The 17,318-nt window shown below is 62.8% G+C and carries 14 protein-coding genes; 2 read left to right on the top strand and 12 right to left on the bottom strand.

Going from position 1 to position 17,318, the window contains the following annotated elements:
• Positions 1 to 6: 6 nt before the first annotated feature.
• The 5 genes from HPQ62_RS02420 to melA form a co-directional block, all read right to left on the bottom strand.
• Positions 7 to 1,677, bottom strand: a complete 1,671-nt coding sequence (locus tag HPQ62_RS02420) for an ABC transporter ATP-binding protein (RefSeq protein ID WP_174800903.1) — start codon at positions 1,675 to 1,677, stop codon at positions 7 to 9.
• Between the two features lie 16 nt (positions 1,678 to 1,693).
• Positions 1,694 to 2,818, bottom strand: a complete 1,125-nt coding sequence (locus tag HPQ62_RS02415) for an ABC transporter permease (protein ID WP_174800902.1) — start codon at positions 2,816 to 2,818, stop codon at positions 1,694 to 1,696.
• Entirely contained in the window at positions 2,815 to 3,828 is a 1,014-nt protein-coding gene (locus HPQ62_RS02410) for an ABC transporter permease (RefSeq protein WP_174800901.1), read from the bottom strand. The genes HPQ62_RS02415 and HPQ62_RS02410 overlap by 4 nt, the downstream gene beginning before the upstream one ends.
• 112 nt (positions 3,829 to 3,940) lie before the next feature.
• A complete protein-coding gene (locus HPQ62_RS02405; protein WP_244629558.1) occupies positions 3,941 to 5,977 on the bottom strand; it encodes an ABC transporter substrate-binding protein in 2,037 nt (678 codons plus the stop codon).
• A 206-nt stretch (positions 5,978 to 6,183) separates the two neighbouring features.
• Complete coding sequence (melA, locus tag HPQ62_RS02400) at positions 6,184 to 7,656, bottom strand: alpha-glucosidase/alpha-galactosidase (RefSeq protein WP_174800899.1); 1,473 nt, start codon at positions 7,654 to 7,656, stop codon at positions 6,184 to 6,186.
• Positions 7,657 to 7,849: 193 nt separating this feature from the next.
• On the opposite strand from melA, the gene HPQ62_RS02395 reads away from it, so the two are divergent.
• On the top strand, positions 7,850 to 8,809 hold the full coding sequence (locus tag HPQ62_RS02395; protein ID WP_174800898.1) for an AraC family transcriptional regulator: 960 nt from the start codon (positions 7,850 to 7,852) through the stop codon (positions 8,807 to 8,809).
• A 172-nt stretch (positions 8,810 to 8,981) separates the two neighbouring features.
• On the opposite strand, the gene pldH is transcribed toward HPQ62_RS02395, so the two are convergent.
• Genes pldH through HPQ62_RS02360 form a run of 7 tightly spaced genes read right to left on the bottom strand, consistent with a single transcriptional unit; the run spans position 8,982 to position 16,489 of the window.
• Positions 8,982 to 9,725 (bottom strand): pyridoxal 4-dehydrogenase, SDR-type, encoded by a 744-nt coding sequence (pldH, locus tag HPQ62_RS02390; protein ID WP_174800897.1) that lies wholly within the window; start codon positions 9,723 to 9,725, stop codon positions 8,982 to 8,984.
• A gap of 35 nt (positions 9,726 to 9,760) precedes the next feature.
• A complete protein-coding gene (gene ppaT / locus HPQ62_RS02385) occupies positions 9,761 to 10,945 on the bottom strand; it encodes a pyridoxamine--pyruvate transaminase (protein ID WP_174800896.1) in 1,185 nt (394 codons plus the stop codon).
• Between the two features lie 10 nt (positions 10,946 to 10,955).
• Positions 10,956 to 11,762: a 4-pyridoxolactonase gene (pldA, locus tag HPQ62_RS02380; RefSeq protein WP_174800895.1), complete on the bottom strand. Its 807-nt coding sequence runs from the start codon at positions 11,760 to 11,762 to the stop codon at positions 10,956 to 10,958.
• Positions 11,763 to 11,819: 57 nt separating this feature from the next.
• Positions 11,820 to 12,755 carry a putative B6 ABC transporter permease subunit 1 gene (locus tag HPQ62_RS02375; RefSeq protein ID WP_174800894.1) on the bottom strand — a complete coding sequence of 312 codons (936 nt, stop codon included), beginning with the start codon at positions 12,753 to 12,755 and terminating at the stop codon, positions 11,820 to 11,822.
• Between the two features lies 1 nt (position 12,756).
• Positions 12,757 to 13,866 carry a putative B6 ABC transporter permease subunit 2 gene (locus tag HPQ62_RS02370; protein WP_244629522.1) on the bottom strand — a complete coding sequence of 370 codons (1,110 nt, stop codon included), beginning with the start codon at positions 13,864 to 13,866 and terminating at the stop codon, positions 12,757 to 12,759.
• Positions 13,863 to 15,452, bottom strand: coding sequence for a putative B6 ABC transporter ATP-binding protein (locus HPQ62_RS02365; RefSeq protein WP_342343663.1), 1,590 nt, complete (start codon positions 15,450 to 15,452; stop codon positions 13,863 to 13,865). The genes HPQ62_RS02370 and HPQ62_RS02365 overlap by 4 nt, the downstream gene beginning before the upstream one ends.
• Before the next feature lie 20 nt (positions 15,453 to 15,472).
• Positions 15,473 to 16,489 (bottom strand): putative B6 ABC transporter substrate-binding protein, encoded by a 1,017-nt coding sequence (locus HPQ62_RS02360; RefSeq protein WP_244629521.1) that lies wholly within the window; start codon positions 16,487 to 16,489, stop codon positions 15,473 to 15,475.
• A gap of 1 nt (position 16,490) precedes the next feature.
• On the opposite strand from HPQ62_RS02360, the gene HPQ62_RS02355 reads away from it, so the two are divergent.
• Positions 16,491 to 16,985, top strand: coding sequence for a hypothetical protein (locus HPQ62_RS02355; protein WP_174800892.1), 495 nt, complete (start codon positions 16,491 to 16,493; stop codon positions 16,983 to 16,985).
• Positions 16,986 to 17,318 lie beyond the last annotated feature (333 nt).

Below are 17,318 nucleotides of genomic sequence, written 5' to 3'. Positions count from 1 at the left end.
TCAAATTCAGGCGGCAACTTCGAAAGCGGCCTTGACCAGCCGCTTCGTATATTCTGTCTGCGGGTTTTCCAGCACATCGCGCACCGGGCCCTGTTCGACGATTTGGCCGTGCTGCATCACGCAGACACGGTGGCATAGCGCTCGCACGACCTTCAGGTCATGCGAGATGAAGAGATAGCTCAGGCCCCGTTCCCGCTGGAGCTTGCGCAGAAGCTCGATGATCTGGGCCTGGACGGAAAGATCGAGCGCCGAGGTCGGCTCATCGAGCAGGATGAATTCCGGCTCCAGCGCCACCGCGCGTGCAATGGCGATGCGCTGGCGCTGACCGCCGGAAAACTCGTGCGGAAACCGGTGGGTGATCGAGCCCGGCAGGCCGGCATCGACAAGTGCATCGCGCACCCGCTCGTTGCGGTCCTTGCCGGACGACCCGATGCCGTTGACGATCAGCCCTTCCTCGATGATCTGGCCGATCGTCATGCGCGGATTGAGCGATGAGAACGGGTCCTGGAACACCACCTGCATACGGGAACGCAGCGGCCGCATCTGGTCACGCGAATGCCCTTCGATATGCTCGCCGTCGAACAGGACCGCGCCGCCATCGGAATGGATCAGCCGCATCAGCGCCTGGCCGAACGTGGTCTTGCCGGACCCGCTTTCGCCCACCAGCCCGAGGGTCTCGTGCTTGCGCAGGGCGATCGACAGATCGTTGACGGCCAGGAGCTCGCTGTAGCTCGACTTGAAGAATGTGCCGGTCTTCAGCGTGAATGCGACGCGCACATCCCTGCCCTCCAGTATCATCGGCGATCCCTCGGGAAGCGCGTTCGCCTCGCCGGATGGCTCGGAGCCCAGAAGCTTCTGCGTGTAAGGATGGCGCGGATCGGCAAACAGCGCCTTCGTTGTATTGTGCTCGCGCACCACGCCCTTGCTCATCACATAGACATAGTCCGAGAAGTGCTTGACCACCGTCAGGTCGTGGGTGATGAGGATGACGGCCATGCCGAGCTCCAGCTGCAGCTCCCGGATGAGCCCGAGGATCTGCGCCTGAACGGTGACGTCGAGCGCGGTCGTCGGTTCATCGGCAATCAGCACGTCCGGCTTGTTGGCCAGCGCCATCGCGATCATGACGCGCTGGCGCTGGCCGCCGGAAAGCTGGTGCGGGTACTGCTTCAGCCGGGCTTCAGGTTCGGGGATCTGCACCTGCCTCAGAAGTTCCAGCGTCTCGGCCTCCGCATCCTTGCGGCTGACGCGGCGATGGGTCTGGATGGCCTCGACGATCTGCGCACCGATCGTGTAGATCGGGTTCAGCGAACTCATCGGCTCCTGGAAGATCATCGATATCCGCGCGCCGCGCATCTGGCGGCGCTGCTTCTCGGAAAACTTCAGCACATCCGCGCCGTCATAGGTGATTGTTGCGCCCTTGCCGACGCGTGCCCGCTTTGGCAACAGCCCCATGATGGTGCGGGCGGTGACGGATTTTCCGGAGCCGGATTCGCCGACGATCGCGATGGTCTCCCCGCGATAGAGCTGAAAGGAGACATCGCGCACGGCATTGACCGTGCCGTCCTCGACTTCGATATCGACGGCGACATGGCGCGCATCGATAATCGGCGCGCCCTGCTGTTCGCCATGGTCGCGCCGTGTGGCAGGCGCCGTGTCATGTCCGATTTCATCAGTCATCGCAAGCGTCTCCTTCTCAGTAGGGGTCGATGGCATCGCGCAGGCCATCGCCGAAGGCGTTGAAGGCGAAGACCGTCAGAAGTACGAAGGCGACCGGCGACAGCAGCCAGGGATAGGCGCCGATGACGGCGTAGTTGGACGTGTCGCGCAGCATCAGCCCCCAGGAAATCATCGGCGGTTTGACGGCGAAGCCGAGGAAGCCGAGAAAAGCCTCGAGCAGGACGACCGTCGGGATGGCAAGCGTGACGGCCACGATCACATGGCTCATCACATTGGGCAGGATATGGCGGAAGATGATGCGCTTGTCGGTCGCACCAACCGCGATTGCAGCCCGCACATAATCCATGCGCACCAACCCCATGGTCTTGCCGCGCACCTCCCGTGACATCTGCGCCCAGCCAAGTGCAGACATCACCGCGATGACGAAACCCAGGAACACCTTGGTGGGCGCCGTCACCGGTATGAGCGAGGCCAGCGCCAGATAGAAGGGAAGCTGCGGAAAGGCAAGCACCAGTTCCACGAACCGCTGTATCCACGCATCCACCGGCCCGCCGAAATAGCCCGACGTCATCCCGACCGATGTTCCGACGATGGTCACGACGCTGACCACTGTCAATGCGATCAGGAGCGAGATGCGCGAACCGTAGAGAATGCGCGACAACACGTCCCGGCCGAGCTTGTCAGTGCCCAAGAAGTGGATCACCGAGCCATCGGTGGCGCCGATGAAATGCCGGTTCGCCGGGATGACGCCGAAAAGCTTGTAGGGCGCCCCTTTCACGAACAGGCCGACGATCTGCGGATTGTCGTAATCCTTGCCGACGAGCGGCTGGAAGGTGATCGGATCGAGCTCGCCGGTGTCGCCCAGGGGATAGGCGCGCGGCGGGAACACGAATTCTCCGTCCTTGCCGAACACGGTCACCATCTGCGGCGGCTGGTAGGCTACGCCGGTGGCCCGCGGATCGGCAGGCGACAGGAAGTCGGCAAAGACAGCGATGACGAGCAGGAAGACCACCAGGACCAGCCCCATCATGCCGGAAAACGAGCGCTTCAGACGCCGCCAGACCAGTGCCAGATAGGTTTCGTTCTTGTTGGCGTCCGGTTCCTTGACCGCGTCGATGGTGTGAAGAATGTTATCGCTCATGCCTGCGCCCTCCCGGTCTGTCTGACACGCGGATCCAGCGCCACGAGCAGAAGGTCGGCGATGATGTTGCCGATCAGCAGCATGGCCGAGAGCAGCAGCATGAAGGTGGCCGTGACATAGACGTCACCGACCTGCATGGAACCGACAATTGCAGGGCCGACGGTCGGCAGCGCGAAGATGATGGCGACCTCGATCTCGCCGGTCAGCATGTAGGGCAGCACCACGCCCTGATACATCACCAGCGGATGCAGCGCATTGGGCACCGCATGGCGCATGATCACCTTGCGCTCCGAAAGCCCCTTGGCGCGCGCCGTCTCGACATATTGCATGTTGAGCGTGTCGAGCAGATTGCCGCGCATGACCCGCATGTTGTAGGCGAGCCCGCCAAAGGTGGCGATGGCGATCACCGGCCATATGTGTTGCAGAAGATTTGTGAACTTGCCCCAGGACCAGGGCGCACCGCCATATTGCGGCGAGAAGAAACTGCCCACTTCGCTGACATCGAAATGGAAGACAAGGACATAGACGATGATGAGGGCCATCAGGAACCGCGGCACCGTCATGCCGAGAAAGGCGACCCCCGACAGAGCGGTATCGATCCAGCTATATTGGCGGGTCGCCGCGACGATGCCGAAACCGATGCCGAGAATGGACGCGAGGATGTGGCAGGTCAGAGCCAGTGCCAGCGTGCGCGGCAGCCGTTCGGCGACGACATCAGACACCGGCTTGTTATAGTAGAGGCTCTGTCCGAAATCACCGTGGAAGATGATGCCCGTGATCCAGTTGACATACTGGACCGGCATCGGTGCATCCATGCCATGGGCTTTTCGATAGGCCTGTGCCTGAGCATCTGCCTGCTCGAAAGAGGCTCCGCCCTGGTTGATCGCCTGCGAGCGGATGTAATCGCTGTAATCGCCGGGCGGCGCCTGGATGATGGCGAAGGTGACGATGCTGAGCACGAAGAGCAGCATCAGCCCCGACACGATCCTGTTGAAGAGAAATCGAACCATTTTGTCCTTGCGTCCCTTGTCTATCCGGACCGGCAACCCGAGGAGAGAAGGTCACCGGCCCGGGAAGTTGGCGGCGGCACCCTTGCGGGAGCAGCCGCGACGCTTCCGATCGTCAGCCCTTGACCGGGCCGTCGCCGCCCAGTTCACCCGGCAGGGTTTTCGGGAACAGCTCGTAATCCTGCTGGTCGGCTGCAGGAACGAACATGCGTTCGCGGATGATTGCATCCTCAGCCCAGTTGAACATGAAGATCGGTGCACCGGCGGCAACATTGTCGAGGCGCTTGTTCACGATCAGTGCGCCTGGATATTCCGTCAGTCCGACCATATCGACATTCTGGGTGACCACGGACTGATACTGTTTCATCAGCTCGGCGCGCTCGTCGTCATCGTCAGTCGCAATGAACTTTTCGACGATATCGACCATCTCCTGTTCGTAAGGCATCAGGTCGAGCGTTCCGTCAGGGCCGGCGCGATGATGCCAGCTGGTGCGCGGACCTACGGGAGCAAGCTCGCTTGTACCTTGAACCACTGAGGCCAGCGACGTGGGGTTGCGCAGAATTTGCCAGTCAAATTCGCCGGCGGAACGCATTGCGTCATATTGATTGTTTTCGAGTGCGTTCTGAATGACCCTGAGGCCGACCTGCTGGAGCTGGCCGATCACGGCCTCCGAAAGGTTGACGTCGGTGGTGTAGTTCGACCCGACCAGCAGCACGATGCTGACGTCCTCACCATTGAGGGTGTCTGCAGGCCAGTTGACGAAACCGTTGCCGTCCGTGTCCTTGAGGCCGAGAGAAGCGAGCAGGTCCTTCGCCCCTTCCGGATCATAGGGGTAGTAATAGGTCGACTCCCGGTCATAGAAGCTGGTTCCGGAGTTGAGGCCGCCCGGGTAGATCGCCGTGAACGGACCGCGCACCAGTGAATCCCCGATCGCCTGACGGTCGAGCGCCATGGTCACGGCCTTGCGGAAATCCGGATTGCGGTTGAGTTCACGAATTGCCTGGGCGCGCTCGTCAGGATCGCCCCAGCCATTGCCGGAAAGGTTCATGCGGATGTTGTAGCCGATCAGGCGCGGACCGAAGGCAAGACGGGCGGGAGCAGTTTCTTCGGCGGCGCGACGCAGTGCGACCACGAAGTTCTCCGGCTGCTCCAGGTTGGAAAGATCGGCGGAACCGGCAATCGTCTGCACGTCGCGGTCAGCCCAGGTGGAGAGCTTGTATTGCAGCTCGTCGATATAGGGCAGCTGGCGGCCATCCTCGTCGACCTTCCAGTAATAGGGATTGCGGCGCAGAACGATGATGTCGTCGGAGCGGTATTCGACCGGCGCCCATGCGCCCATGACCGGCCAGTTCAGCATTTCGGGCGGAAACGCATTCTTGTACTGGTCATAGGTCGTATCGGCATAGCGCGGATGCTTGGTTTTCAGGATATGCGCCGGGCCGGGGCAGAAATTGCCATAGGCCATGTTGAAGAGATACTGACGCGGGAAGGCTTCGGCGAAGGTCCATTCGACGGTGTAGTCATCGATTGCCTTCAGCGCGGTATCCGATCCGAAGCTTTCCTTGCTTGCGCCGTTGAGAGGGCTGACATTCGGGTCGACAATATTGTCTTCCCACATGAAGATCACGTCTTCAGAGGTGAAAGGAGCGCCATCAGACCATTTCGCGCCTTCTATCAGGTGCATGGTCAGCGTATGGCCGTCTTCCGACCACTCCCAGCTCTTAGCAAGGTTGGGCAAGGGTTCCATGTCGCTGGCTTCGACCTGATAAAGCGGCGCGGTGCGGGTGAGGCATTCAAACATGCCGATGTCGATCCCGCCCCACCCCTGGACCTGGCCGGCCTGGTAGTTCCAGCCTTCCGGACGGCCGCCGATGACATGGCGCAACGTACCGCCGTAGTCGCCGACGCCATCGGGCATGTTCCCGGTCTTGAACACGAGCGGTTCCTTCGGCAGGCGCTCTGCGACAGGCGGCAGCTTTCCGGTCTCGACAAATTGCTCCGTCACCCATTCTGGCTCGGAGTAAGACGGTAGCGCTTTGAATTCCTCGATCGCGTCGCGCGGCACATAGGTGACCTTGGACTGGGCCGGAAAGTCCGGTTGCACCGGCACCACCGTCATGTCCGATGCAACCGCACCGGCTGCAAGTGCCATGGTCGATATGCCGGCTGCCAAGATTCCCGCCAATCGACGGGTCAAAATGCGAGATGTCATCGATTTTCCTCCCTTTTCTGATGCGTTGGTCTGAAGGCCTTCCGCCTCCCAGATGCTGTTTCGAAAGCCCGGCTCCTACCCACAGGTCTCCAAGCACAGCGATGCTACAGTCCGGCTATGCGCCGGACCGATGGATATGGACGTGATCAGGCGTTGGCCGCCGCGCGCTCGGCTTCCTTTTCCGCGCGCATCTCCTCTACCGAGCGGACCCGGCGGCGGGCGGCCCCGTCCCATTCGCGTGTCTTGACGGTCGCCTTCGAAAGACGCTCGCGCGCGCCTTCAATGGCACCGGCATATTGCGGCAGCCACGCGGCCTGGGCGACGACCATCTCATCGACCATCTGCCAGACCTCTTCGGGCGTGCAGACGGCGCCGACCAGCGGATCGTGCAGAACCGCAAGCTTCAGCAGGTCGAGATCACCGGTAACCGCGGCATGAACCGACATGCGCTGCACATTGATCGAGGACATGCAGGTTGCCGCGCATGCCTCGGGCAGCGTGATGCCAGCCACCATGTTGAGCCCGAACCGGTCCACGAAACCGGGCGATTCAATGATGCAGTCGTCCGGAAGATTGGTAATCACACCATTGTTCTTGCGGTTGAAATGACCGCGATATACCCGGCCGGTCTCCAGCCCTTCCAGAATATAGCTGGCATGTTCGTTCGAGCGCTTCTTCGGGTCGATCGGCTGTGCTGCATCCGCAAGGAAGCCGTCATACTCGGTCTCGAACCAGTTGCGGTTTTCCGCCGTGTAACGCAGATAGCCGCCGGTCTCGCCATGGATCCAATCGGACATGTCGATCCAGCGGGTGATCTCCTCAGGACGCTTGCGATACCAGGGGAGATATTCGGAAAGATGGCCGTTGCTTTCGGTCGAATAGACGCCGAAACGCTTCAGAACATCGATGCGAACCTTCTCCTGCTTGGAGAACACCGGATGGGCCTCGAAGGCGGAGATCAGCTCGTCCTTCCCGATCTTGCGGCCGTCGACGCGCAGGTCGGTGAACCAGGTCTGATGATTGATGCCGGAGCAGATATAATCGAGCGTACCGGGCTCTGCGCCGAGCACTTCGGCAATCTGCTCCGCCCCGTGCTGGACGCCGTGGCAAAGACCGATCGTGTCCACCTTGCCGTATTCCGTCGCAGCCCAGGTGTTCATCACCATGGGATTGGCATAGTTGAGCAGACGGGCCCCCGGCTCGGCGACCTCGCGGATATCCTTGCAGAAGTCCAGGATCACCGGAATGTTGCGTTGGCCGTAAAGGATGCCGCCCGCGCAGATCGTGTCGCCGACGCACTGGTCGACGCCATATTTCAAGGGAATGCGGATATCGTCCGCATAGGCTTCAAGCCCGCCGACCCGCACGCACGAGATCACATAGCGCGCACCTTCAAGCGCCTTGCGGCGGTCCGTGGTCGCGGTGACCCTCGTCGGCAGGCCGTTCGCCTCAACGATTTTCTCAAGGATGGTTTTGACCATCGTGAGATTTTTTTCGCTGATATCGGTCAGTGCGACCTCGATGCCCGCGAACTCGGGCACGCACAGGATATCCTTGAAGAGCGTCTTGGTGAAACCGACGCTGCCGGCGCCGATAATGGCTATTTTGAAAGCGCTCATGTCCGCCTCCCCGAAACAAGAACCAACATACAGGGTAAAATCCAGTGCAACAGACAATCGAAAGCCGCTGCGAAATCCCCATGAAGGGATCCCGGTCAAACGGATGGGTACTGCCTGTAGCGCTTGTGTTTCAAACTCCCGAGCTGCATTATGCAGCACTCGGCAGGACATCACAGAGAGGGATTGTGCTTTCATGGGTAATTCTGTGCTGCAGGAATTGCGCGACAGGGCGCCAATCGGGCGGCTGATTTCCTTGCCCCGCGGCCACCAGGACCTGCACGCAATGCCGGTCAGTACGGGCTACGAGATCCGCACCCAGCCGGACTACAAATGGGATGGGAGGCGACGGGGCCAGAGCCCTTTCTCGGTGATTCAACACACGATCGCGGGCGCCGGAAATCTCAGGTTCGAGAACCAGACCTTCCGCGTCAGGCCCGGTGAGACCATGCTCACGCTGGTGCCGCACAACCATTGCTACTGGCTGGAGGAAGACGGCTATTGGGAGTTCTTCTGGATCTCTCTCAATGGCGAGGAGGCCATGCGAATCCAGCGAGCGGTGCTGGCAACGACAGGGCCGGTGCTCAAGCTGAAGGAGACGACCGTCAACCAGCTTGCCGATTGTCTCCGGCGACTGATCTCGTCGGAAACCGACACCCCTGCCCGGGCCTCCGCCGTTGCCTATGAAGTCACCATGCTGCTTTATGATGACGTCTTTGGCGCCCACACCATGCCGCCGGTGGAGAGCCGCGCAATGCAGCGGGTGCTGCACCATATCGACGCCAATCTGGAGAAGCCGCTTCCGGTCGAAAGCCTTGCGGAAATATCGGGCTTCAGCCGCTCCCATTTCTCGCGGCTGTTTGCCCAGTCGGAAGGCATGCCGCCGGCCGAATATGTGCTGCTGCGCCGACTGAAACAATCGACAAGGCTTCTGGCCAGCGGCGATCACACGATCAAGGAAGTCGCCGGCATGGCCGGATTTTCAGACCCGAACTATTTCGCAAAGGCCTTTCGCCGCTACTTCCGCGTCAGTCCCACGGAATTCAGGAAGATCGGGCTCGCCGCCAGCATCATGACGATGAATACGGAGGCGGTCGCGCCCGTGCTGCAAAAGGAGCCGGTCGAATATCCCGGCAGCGATCAGCAGACGGACTAGCGTGCCGGCGGGACAAGGCCGAAGGTCTGCGGAGCAAGCCTTTTGGAGTAGCACCCGTTCGGGCGGGGGCATCTGAGTGCGGCCGCCGTGAACCGGCCGCACTCTGCTTCATTTTGGGAGTAAACCCTCATTCTCAGCCCGCCGGTCCGCACCGGCGTTCGGCGATGCGGCCTTAGAGGCGGATCATGCCGGCGTCGACGTTGACGCACTGGCCGGTCATCCAGCCAGCGTCGTCGGAGACGAGGAAGGCGACGACCTTGGCGATGTCGGCGGGCTGGCCCTTGCCGGGCATGGCCTGGAGCATCTCGACGAAGCCGAAGCTTTCGGCGTGCGGGCTGACCTTGACGCCGTCGGATTCGATCAGGCCCGGCGTCACCGCATTGACGCGGATGCCGTATTTGCCGACTTCGGTCGCCAGAGCCCGGGTGAAGCCAACCACGCCGCCCTTCGCCGCCACATAGGCGGACATGTTCGGGGTGCCGGCATAGAAGGCGTTCGAAGCGATGTTGAGCACCGTGCCCTTGCGGCCGGCGGCGCGCATCATGTCGGTCGCCTTGCGGCTGGCGATGAAGACGCTGGTCAGATTGGTGTCGATGATCTTCTGCCAGTGCGCCAGATCCACGTCGTCCCAAGCAATATAGGGGACGATGGAGGCGTTGTTGACAAGGATATCGATGGCGCCGTTCTCGGCGGCATCTTCCAGCATTTTGTTGACCTCGTCCACCTTGGTGGAATCGCAGGTGACGCCCACAGCGCCGTGGCCGATTTCGGCAGCCGCCGCCCTTGCGCCCTCGCCGTTGATGTCGGAGATCACCACTTTTGCGCCGGCTTCGGCGAGCGCCAGGGCAATCGCCTTGCCGATGCCCTGTGCTGCGCCCGTGACCACGGCCTTGCGGCCTTCAAGACTGGTACTCATTCCCTCTTTCCTTTCTTTTGTCGCCGTTTCCGGCCTTATGCGTCGATTGCTGCGTCCCAGGCGGCCTGCGCTGCGGCGAGCCCTGCCGCCACATCCACCTTTGCGCCCGATGCCTTGAGCGCGCCGCCGATCGCGGCGACCGCCAGAAGCGCGTAGGCCGGTTGCGCCGTCGGCCCCATGTGTCCGATGCGGATCAGCCTGCCGAGCGTTTCCGCCCGCCCCGCCGACATGGAGATGCCATAGCGCGCGCGGGCCTCCGCCAGCACAGGACCGGCATCAATGCCGTCGGGCATCTTCACCGCCGTCGCGGTCGGGGACGCAATGTCCTCGGATACGGGCCAGAGCTCGACGCCCATGGCCTTGATGCCTTCACGGCAGACCTTTGCTGTCACCGCATGGCGCTGCCAGACGGCTTCCGGCCCCTCATCGAGATAGCGGTCGAGCGCGGCGCTGAGGCCGTTGAGCTCGGCAACCGACGGGGTGAAGGGGAAGGGCTCGGTCTTCTTCCAGGCGTTCTTCCAGTCGGTGAAGCTCAGCATCGAGGCGAACGGCGCGTCCGGATTGGCCTCGATCTTGGCCCAAGCCGCCTCGGATACGGCGACCAGCGACAGCGCCGGCGGGCAACCGAGGCACTTGTTCGGGCCGGTGACGTAGATCGCGGCCTGGCTCGATGTCGGGCTCGTGGGCATGCCGCCCCAGGACGAGACCGCATCGACCAGCAGCAGCGCGCCGGCGTCGGCGACAACGGCGCCGATGGCATCGATGTCGTTCAGCGTGCCAGACGGCGTGTCGTGATTACAGACGCAGACGATCCTGACCTCGGGATGTTCCTCGAGAAAGGCGCGAACGTCTTCAGGATCGATCGCGGTGTTGTAGGGCACCTCGATCTCCTCGACCTTCTTGGCGTAGCGCGCGGCCCAGTAGCCGAAGCCCTTGCCGTATACGCCGGAGGCGAGGTTGAGGACCACGTCGTCCTTCGCAATCAGCGATGCGGCGGCGCCCTCGAGCGCCAGCACCGGCTCGCCCTGCAGGATCAGCGGCGGCAGGTCGCAGCCGAGCGCTTCCTGCGCCTTGAGGGTGAGATCCTCGAAGAAGGCCTGGAAGGCCGGATCATAATCGTAGAGCACCGTGGTGCCGAGCGCGCGCAGCACTTCCGGGTAGGCGTCCACGGGCCCGGCCGTCAGCGTGAACACAGGTGGTTTGGTCTCAGGATATTTCATCTGGCCCTCCTCAGCCGTAGAAATTGACGCCGGTCTTGTAGTCCTTGAAGCTCTCCGGATCGTGGCTGAACAGAACCTCGGCATCCTTCGCGGTCTCGATCTCCTTCAGGCGGCGCATGGAGTTCACGCCCGCCACGGGGTCGATGTGGAAGCCGGCATTGATGTCGTGTTCGTAGTTCTTGCGGGTATAGGCGGCATCGAGGGTCAGCAGCAGCGGGCGACGGGTGTCGAATTCGACCAGCAGCGAATAGTGGCCGATGGTATGGCCCGGCGTGTAGATCAGCGTCACGCCCGGCGCGAGCTCGACATCGCCCTCGATCAGTTCGAACTTGGTGTTGCCGGCCGTCTGTCCGGCGCCGAGCTGGTCGGTCATGCCGCGCGCTTCCGCCACCTCGGTGGAGAACGCCAGGTCGGAATAACCCAGCACCTCGAAGGGCTGGCACTTTGCGGCCTGCGGCAGTTCCTGTTTGTGGCAGATCTTCTTGGCGTCGGGGAAAAACTTGTTGCCGCCGACATGGTCGAAGTGGAAATGCGAGTTGAACACGACGTCGATGTCCTTGGGCTCGAGCCCCAGAAGCTTCAGCGCGCCGGGAATGGTCTGATCCTTCGTCTGCTGCGGCTTTTCGAACGGCAGGACCTTCTGCACGTGGTCGAAATCGTAGCCGGTATCGATCAGGAACTTGCCCTTGGGGTGATCGACGAGCACGGAATAGACCGGAAAGCGCACTTCGCCGCCCGGGCCCTTGTTCCACCAGATGTGAAAACCGTCGAGCACCAGCGAGCCGCCGTCGAGGAGGAATACTTTGGTATCTGCCATTTCACGTCTCCTATGTGTCTGTCGGGCCGCTTCGGCCCGGATGGGTGATGGCGCCGCTCAGCGGGCGCCGCGTTCGTAAGCCGCGCCGAGCGCCGCCGGCAGTTTGGCCCGGCGTCCGAACAGCACGAGAACCAGCATCACCGCCGCGAAGGGCAGCATCTGGATGACGTCGGTCGGAATGTTGGAGCCCGCGACCTGCAGGGCGGTGGTCAGCGACAGGGCCGCGCCGAAGATCAGCGAGCCGATCAGCACCCAGAGCGGCCGTCCCCGCGCCAGCATGGCCAGCACGATGCCGATGAAGCCGGCGCCGCCGGTCATGAAGGGGAGAAACAGGCCGGCGCCGATATTGGCGAGATAGGCACCGCCGAGGCCTGCCATGGCGCCGGTGAACAGGACCGCGAAAACGCGAATGCCGAGCACGTTGCCGCCGGCGACGTCGAGGGCCGCAGGTCGTTCGCCGGCCGCGCGAAGCGTCATACCGAGATTGGTGCGCCGGTAAAGGTACGCCAGCACCGCGACCGCCAGCAGCGCGAAATAGACGATCAGATGACGGCCGAAGAGCGATGGCCCGATCACCGGCAGGTCGGTCAGTCCGGGAATGTTCACCCGCTCAGGCGCGGGCAGCCGCGGATAGGTTCGCGAGAACTGGAAATGATGGAGCAGCGCCGTCAGTCCCTCCACGCCGAGCGTCAGGCCGATGCCGATCACGATCTGGTTGAGGCCGAGACGCACGCAGAGCACGGCCATGACGATGGCGACAAGCACGCCGCCGAGCATGCCGCCGAGAAAGCCGAGCCAGAGGGACTCGGTTTTGAAGGCAATGAGAAAGCCCAGATAGGCGCCCATCAGCATCATGCCTTCGATGCCGATATTGAGCACGCCCGCCTTTTCCGACATCTGCTCGCCGAGACCGGCGAGAAGCATCGGGATGGCGGCGACGATCGCGCCCGTGAACAGAGACGACAGAAACGCCTCGGTCAGCAATCCGCTCATCTCAACGCTCCTTCTTGCGTTTGTGCTGGTCGATATATTCGCCGAGCCCGAGGCAGATCAGCAGGCTCGCGACCAGGACGAGGGTGAAGTTCTGGGGCACGCCGAGACGGCGCGCGGCGCTCTCGCTGCCGATCATCAGAGCCGAGTAGAAGAACACGAGCACGATCGCGCCGATGCCGTTGAAGCGGGCGAGAAACACCAGCGGGATGACCATCAGCCCGTAGGCCGGGTTCCAGTTGGCGGGCACGTTGCCGGCAACGCCGAGAATTTCCGAGGCGCCCGCAAGCCCGGCAAGGCCCGCCGAAAGTGCGAAGGTGGCCATGGTCAGGAGCGGCACGGAGAGGCCCGCATGGGTGGCGGCGACGGGGTTCGCGCCGACCATCCGCAACCGCAGCCCGAAGGCCGTGCGGGTCATCATCAGATGGACGGCGAGCACGGCGATCAGGCCCCAGATCAGCCCGCTCGAAATCGAGGTGTCGAACAGGCGCGGCAGCCGGTCGTCGACCGGAAGCGTGCGGGTCTGCGGCACAGTGGTTGCCGGGTCCCGGAACACCAGCTTGACCAGGGTGGAGGCCAGAAGCACGCCCAGAAAGGACATCATCAGCGTGGTGATGATCTCGTTCACGCCCTGATAGGCCTTCAGCAACGCCGGGACGATCGACCACAGGGCACCGACGATGCCGGCCAGCAGGAAGCCGACCAGAAGCACGGCCCAGCCGGGCAGAACGCCGACCAGAAGCGGCGCGGTCGCAGCGGAGGCGACAGCGCCAAGCAGGAACTGCCCGTCGGTTCCCAGATTCCAGATCCCCGCGCGGAAGGCGACGATGAGGCTCGCGCAGAGAAACAGCAGCGGTGCCATGCGGGTCGCCGTCTGCTGCAGGCCGAGGCCTGAAAACAGCGAACGCTCGAGGATGTAGCCGTAATAGGTCAGCGGATTGACGCCGACCATCGTCAGGATGATCGCCGACAGCAGGAAGGCCGCGATGATCGGCCCGACCGTCAAGGTCAGGATGCGCTGGACCGCGCTGCGCTCGTTCACCGGCCGCGCCCCGGCGGGGGCGGCGGTCTCCGTGTCCGCAGATGCGATTTTGATGTCGTCTTGCATGGTCATGCCGTCGCCTGTTTGTGTTCTTCCTCGCCGGCCATCATCCGGCCGATGCGCAGGCGCAGGGCCTCGCCGCTGCCGTCGTTTTCGACGATGCCGCGGATCCGGCCGCCTTCCATCACCGCGATCCGGTCCGACAGGGCCATCAGCTCGTCGAGGTCGGTGGAGATGAGCAGCACGCCAAGGCCGCGTCCGGCGATGTCGGCGATGCGCTGGCGCGAGGCGTCGATGTTCTGGAGGTCGAGCCCATAGGTCGGCTTGTTGAACACCACCACGCGCGCCTCGCCGAAGAGTTCGCGCCCGAGCAGCACCTTCTGGATATTGCCGCCCGAAAGCCGCCCGATCGGGGTCGTCTCGCTCGGCGTGCGCACCGAGAATTTCGCGATCAGATCGCGCGCATGTTCGGCGATCCGGTTCGGACGCTCCACGCCGTTCACCCAGAAGGGCGGCTGGCCGATATCCTTCAGCACGGTGTTTTCGGCGACAGGGAAGGCGGCGACCGAACCTTCGGACAGACGGTCGTCGGTCAGGTAGCGCAGCCCCTTGCGGCGGCGTTGCGCGATCGAGACGCGGGTGATGTCCTCGCCGTCGAGCGCGACGCGACCGGACTTCAACGGCCGCTGGCCCGCGAGCGCCTCGGCGAGCTGCTTTTGCCCGTTACCGTCAATGCCGGCGACGCCGACGATCTCGCCGGCCCGCAGGCTCAATGAAATATCATGAAGGCCCATGACGTCGGCATCGCCCTCGGTCGACAGGTTCTCGACCTTGAGAGCGACATCGCCGCGGGCCGTGCTCTGCCTGTGCTCGGTGGAGGTGGCGCCGGCCTCGCGGCCGAACATCAGGCGCACGATCTCGTCGACAGCCTCGTCCTCCGACATGGATTGCAACTGTTCCGGACCCATTTCACCGGCAAGCGCGCCCTGTTTCAGCACGGAGATGCGGTTGCCATACCGATAGGCCTCGGCAAGCTTGTGGGTGATGAAGATCACCGCGAGCCCGCTCCTGACGAGTTGCTGCATCCGTTCGCCAAGCTCCTGCGCGCCCTGCGGGGTGAGCATGGACGTCGCCTCGTCGAGGATCAGCACCTTGCTGTCGCGCAGAAGCGCACGGGCGATCTCGATTTGTTGCTGCTGGCCGAGCGAAAGCTCGCCGGTAATGGCGTCAAGAGGAAGGGACAGCGCGAATTGCCGCTTCAGTTCCTCCATGCGCGCCGCGATCCGCGCACGGGGCGGACGCTCATACCACGGCGCACCCAGCGTCAGGTTTTCCAGAACCGTCAGCGTCGGCACCAGCATGGAATGCTGGAAGACCGTACTAATACCGGCACTGAGACTGGCCGAGGGACTGGTCAGCCGGGTCTTCTCGCCATTGAGCGACAAATAGCCCTCGTCCGGCTGCTGCAAACCGGAGAGAATGCCGACCAGCGTCGATTTACCGGCGCCATTCTCCCCCAGAAGGACGTGCACCTCGCCGGGATGAATTGTGAGCGAAACATTGTTGACCGCAATCACGCCGGGGAAGCGCTTGGTTACGCCGTGTACGCCGATGACGCCTGCCCCCGTTTCCGGGGACAGGTTCGTCGTGTTTGCCACTGCATTTGCCACGGACACGCTCACTCAGTCACGGTGACCAGAGCGCGGACATCAGCCGCATCGAATTTCGGCTCGACCGTTATTTCGCCCGCGATGATCTGGTCGCGCAGCGCCATCACCTCGGTCCAGGCGGCCTCATCGACCTGCGGCGTCTTGATCAGCTTGACGGAATCGTCCGCGAGGCTGATAGAGTAGCCGTGGGTGCCGAACTCGTCGGCGCGGAGATCCTCGATCATCGCGGTATAGACCGGGGTCATGTCCCACACGACCGAGGTCAACAGGTGACCCTTGTCCAGCTCGGACTTGTCGCCGATGACGTCGATGAACAGCACGTCCGATCCGTCTGTGGCCTTGTTGGATTCGACGGCCTGGATCATGCCGAAGCTCGAACCATTGCCCTGACCGAAGATGATATCGGCGCCGGCCGCGATGACCGATGTCGTCACGCGGTTGCCGCCGGCAGCGTCGGAATAGGCCGCCGGGCCGATCACCGAATAGAGGATCTTCACATCCGGATTTTCGGCATGAACGCCCTCGGCGAAGCCTGCCGACTGCGAGTTCCAGGATGGCGGTTCACCGGAGACGACGATGCCGACGGTTCCCGTGGACGTCATCTTGGCGGCCAGACGACCGGCAAGATAGGCGCCCTCATGACCTGAAAGCGTGTAGTCGGCCACAAGTCCCTTCTCCAGCGCGTCGGGGCTGTCGACGATTGCGACCGGCACGCCGGTTTCCCTGGCGATTTCCGGACCGGCGGTGTTGTAGCCGCTTGCATGGGCGATCATGAGATCGGCGCCATCTGCCGCCAGTTCACGCATCGGCGCACGAACATCGCCATATCCCAGGCCTTCGGCGACAATGAGCTCGACACCGGTTGCCGCGGCAGCGGCCTTGGCCGCTTCGACGCCCTGCTGGTTCCAGCCGTAGTCACTCCCCTGTTCCGGAGTGAGGATGGCTATGGTATCTACCTCCGCAGCAAATACGGCCGGGGCTCCTAGCACCACGCTAAGCGCAACAGATACAAGTAGGTTTTTCATCATGCTGTTCCCTGATTGGTTGTCGGTTTCCCGTCACAAGACGGAAGCGATTGGCAGACTTGTTGTTGTTCTTGCCCTGTCTGCTGGGCTTTTCTCATCTCCGGCCAGGGCCGAAAGTGGAGCCTATGTGCCCTATTCGGGCATCATTCATGGAACCGAAGGCGCCGAGCCGGTTCATATCTCAGTTGCCAATGAGACCGGGTCCTCCCTCGATTGCCGGGCGGCTCTTGCCCACTGGTATTCCGACGAACTGGGCCAGATCGAACCCGGCGACCGTTTGACGCTCACGCTTTGGCATGACCGGAAGACGGGCGTTCTCAACCTGATGAACGCCACCGACGACCGCATGCCGGTCGAGGCGATCTGGTGCGCCGGCGAAAAGGACCGCGCCCGCCTCGACCTGCCGATGACGGCGGGCGAGAAAGCATCGACGCTCCATTTCGCCTGCCAGACGGAAGACGGCTCGGGGCTGAGCTGCGTTTCGACGGACGGATAGGCCCGACCCGATTTTCCGAAGAGACACGGCGCGCTGCGTTGACGCATGAGATCCGCAGCAGCCGTCCGGTACGCCGCGAGGACTGCTCCCGCTTGGGCCTGACACCGTCACACCGTTGCCAGCGCGGGCTAACTGTGGTGCCGGGAGGGCCCATCCTGCGGTGACGCCCTGAGAGGCGGGGAGCAGGCCGTCCACGCTGTCACGGACGCCCGAAGCAGTGCGACCCGCCTCGACACGACCCCTGTGCATATCTTCGCTGGAGGCGACTGCCGCCATGTTTTCCAAGCCCTGCCCCGGTTTCAATCATCGGGGGAAGGATGACATAAACCTGAA

Origin of the sequence: Martelella limonii, from assembly GCF_013344475.1 — a bacterium.
Lineage (GTDB): Bacteria > Pseudomonadota > Alphaproteobacteria > Rhizobiales > Rhizobiaceae > Martelella > Martelella limonii.
This window is presented reverse-complemented; position numbering and strand designations above follow the sequence as displayed.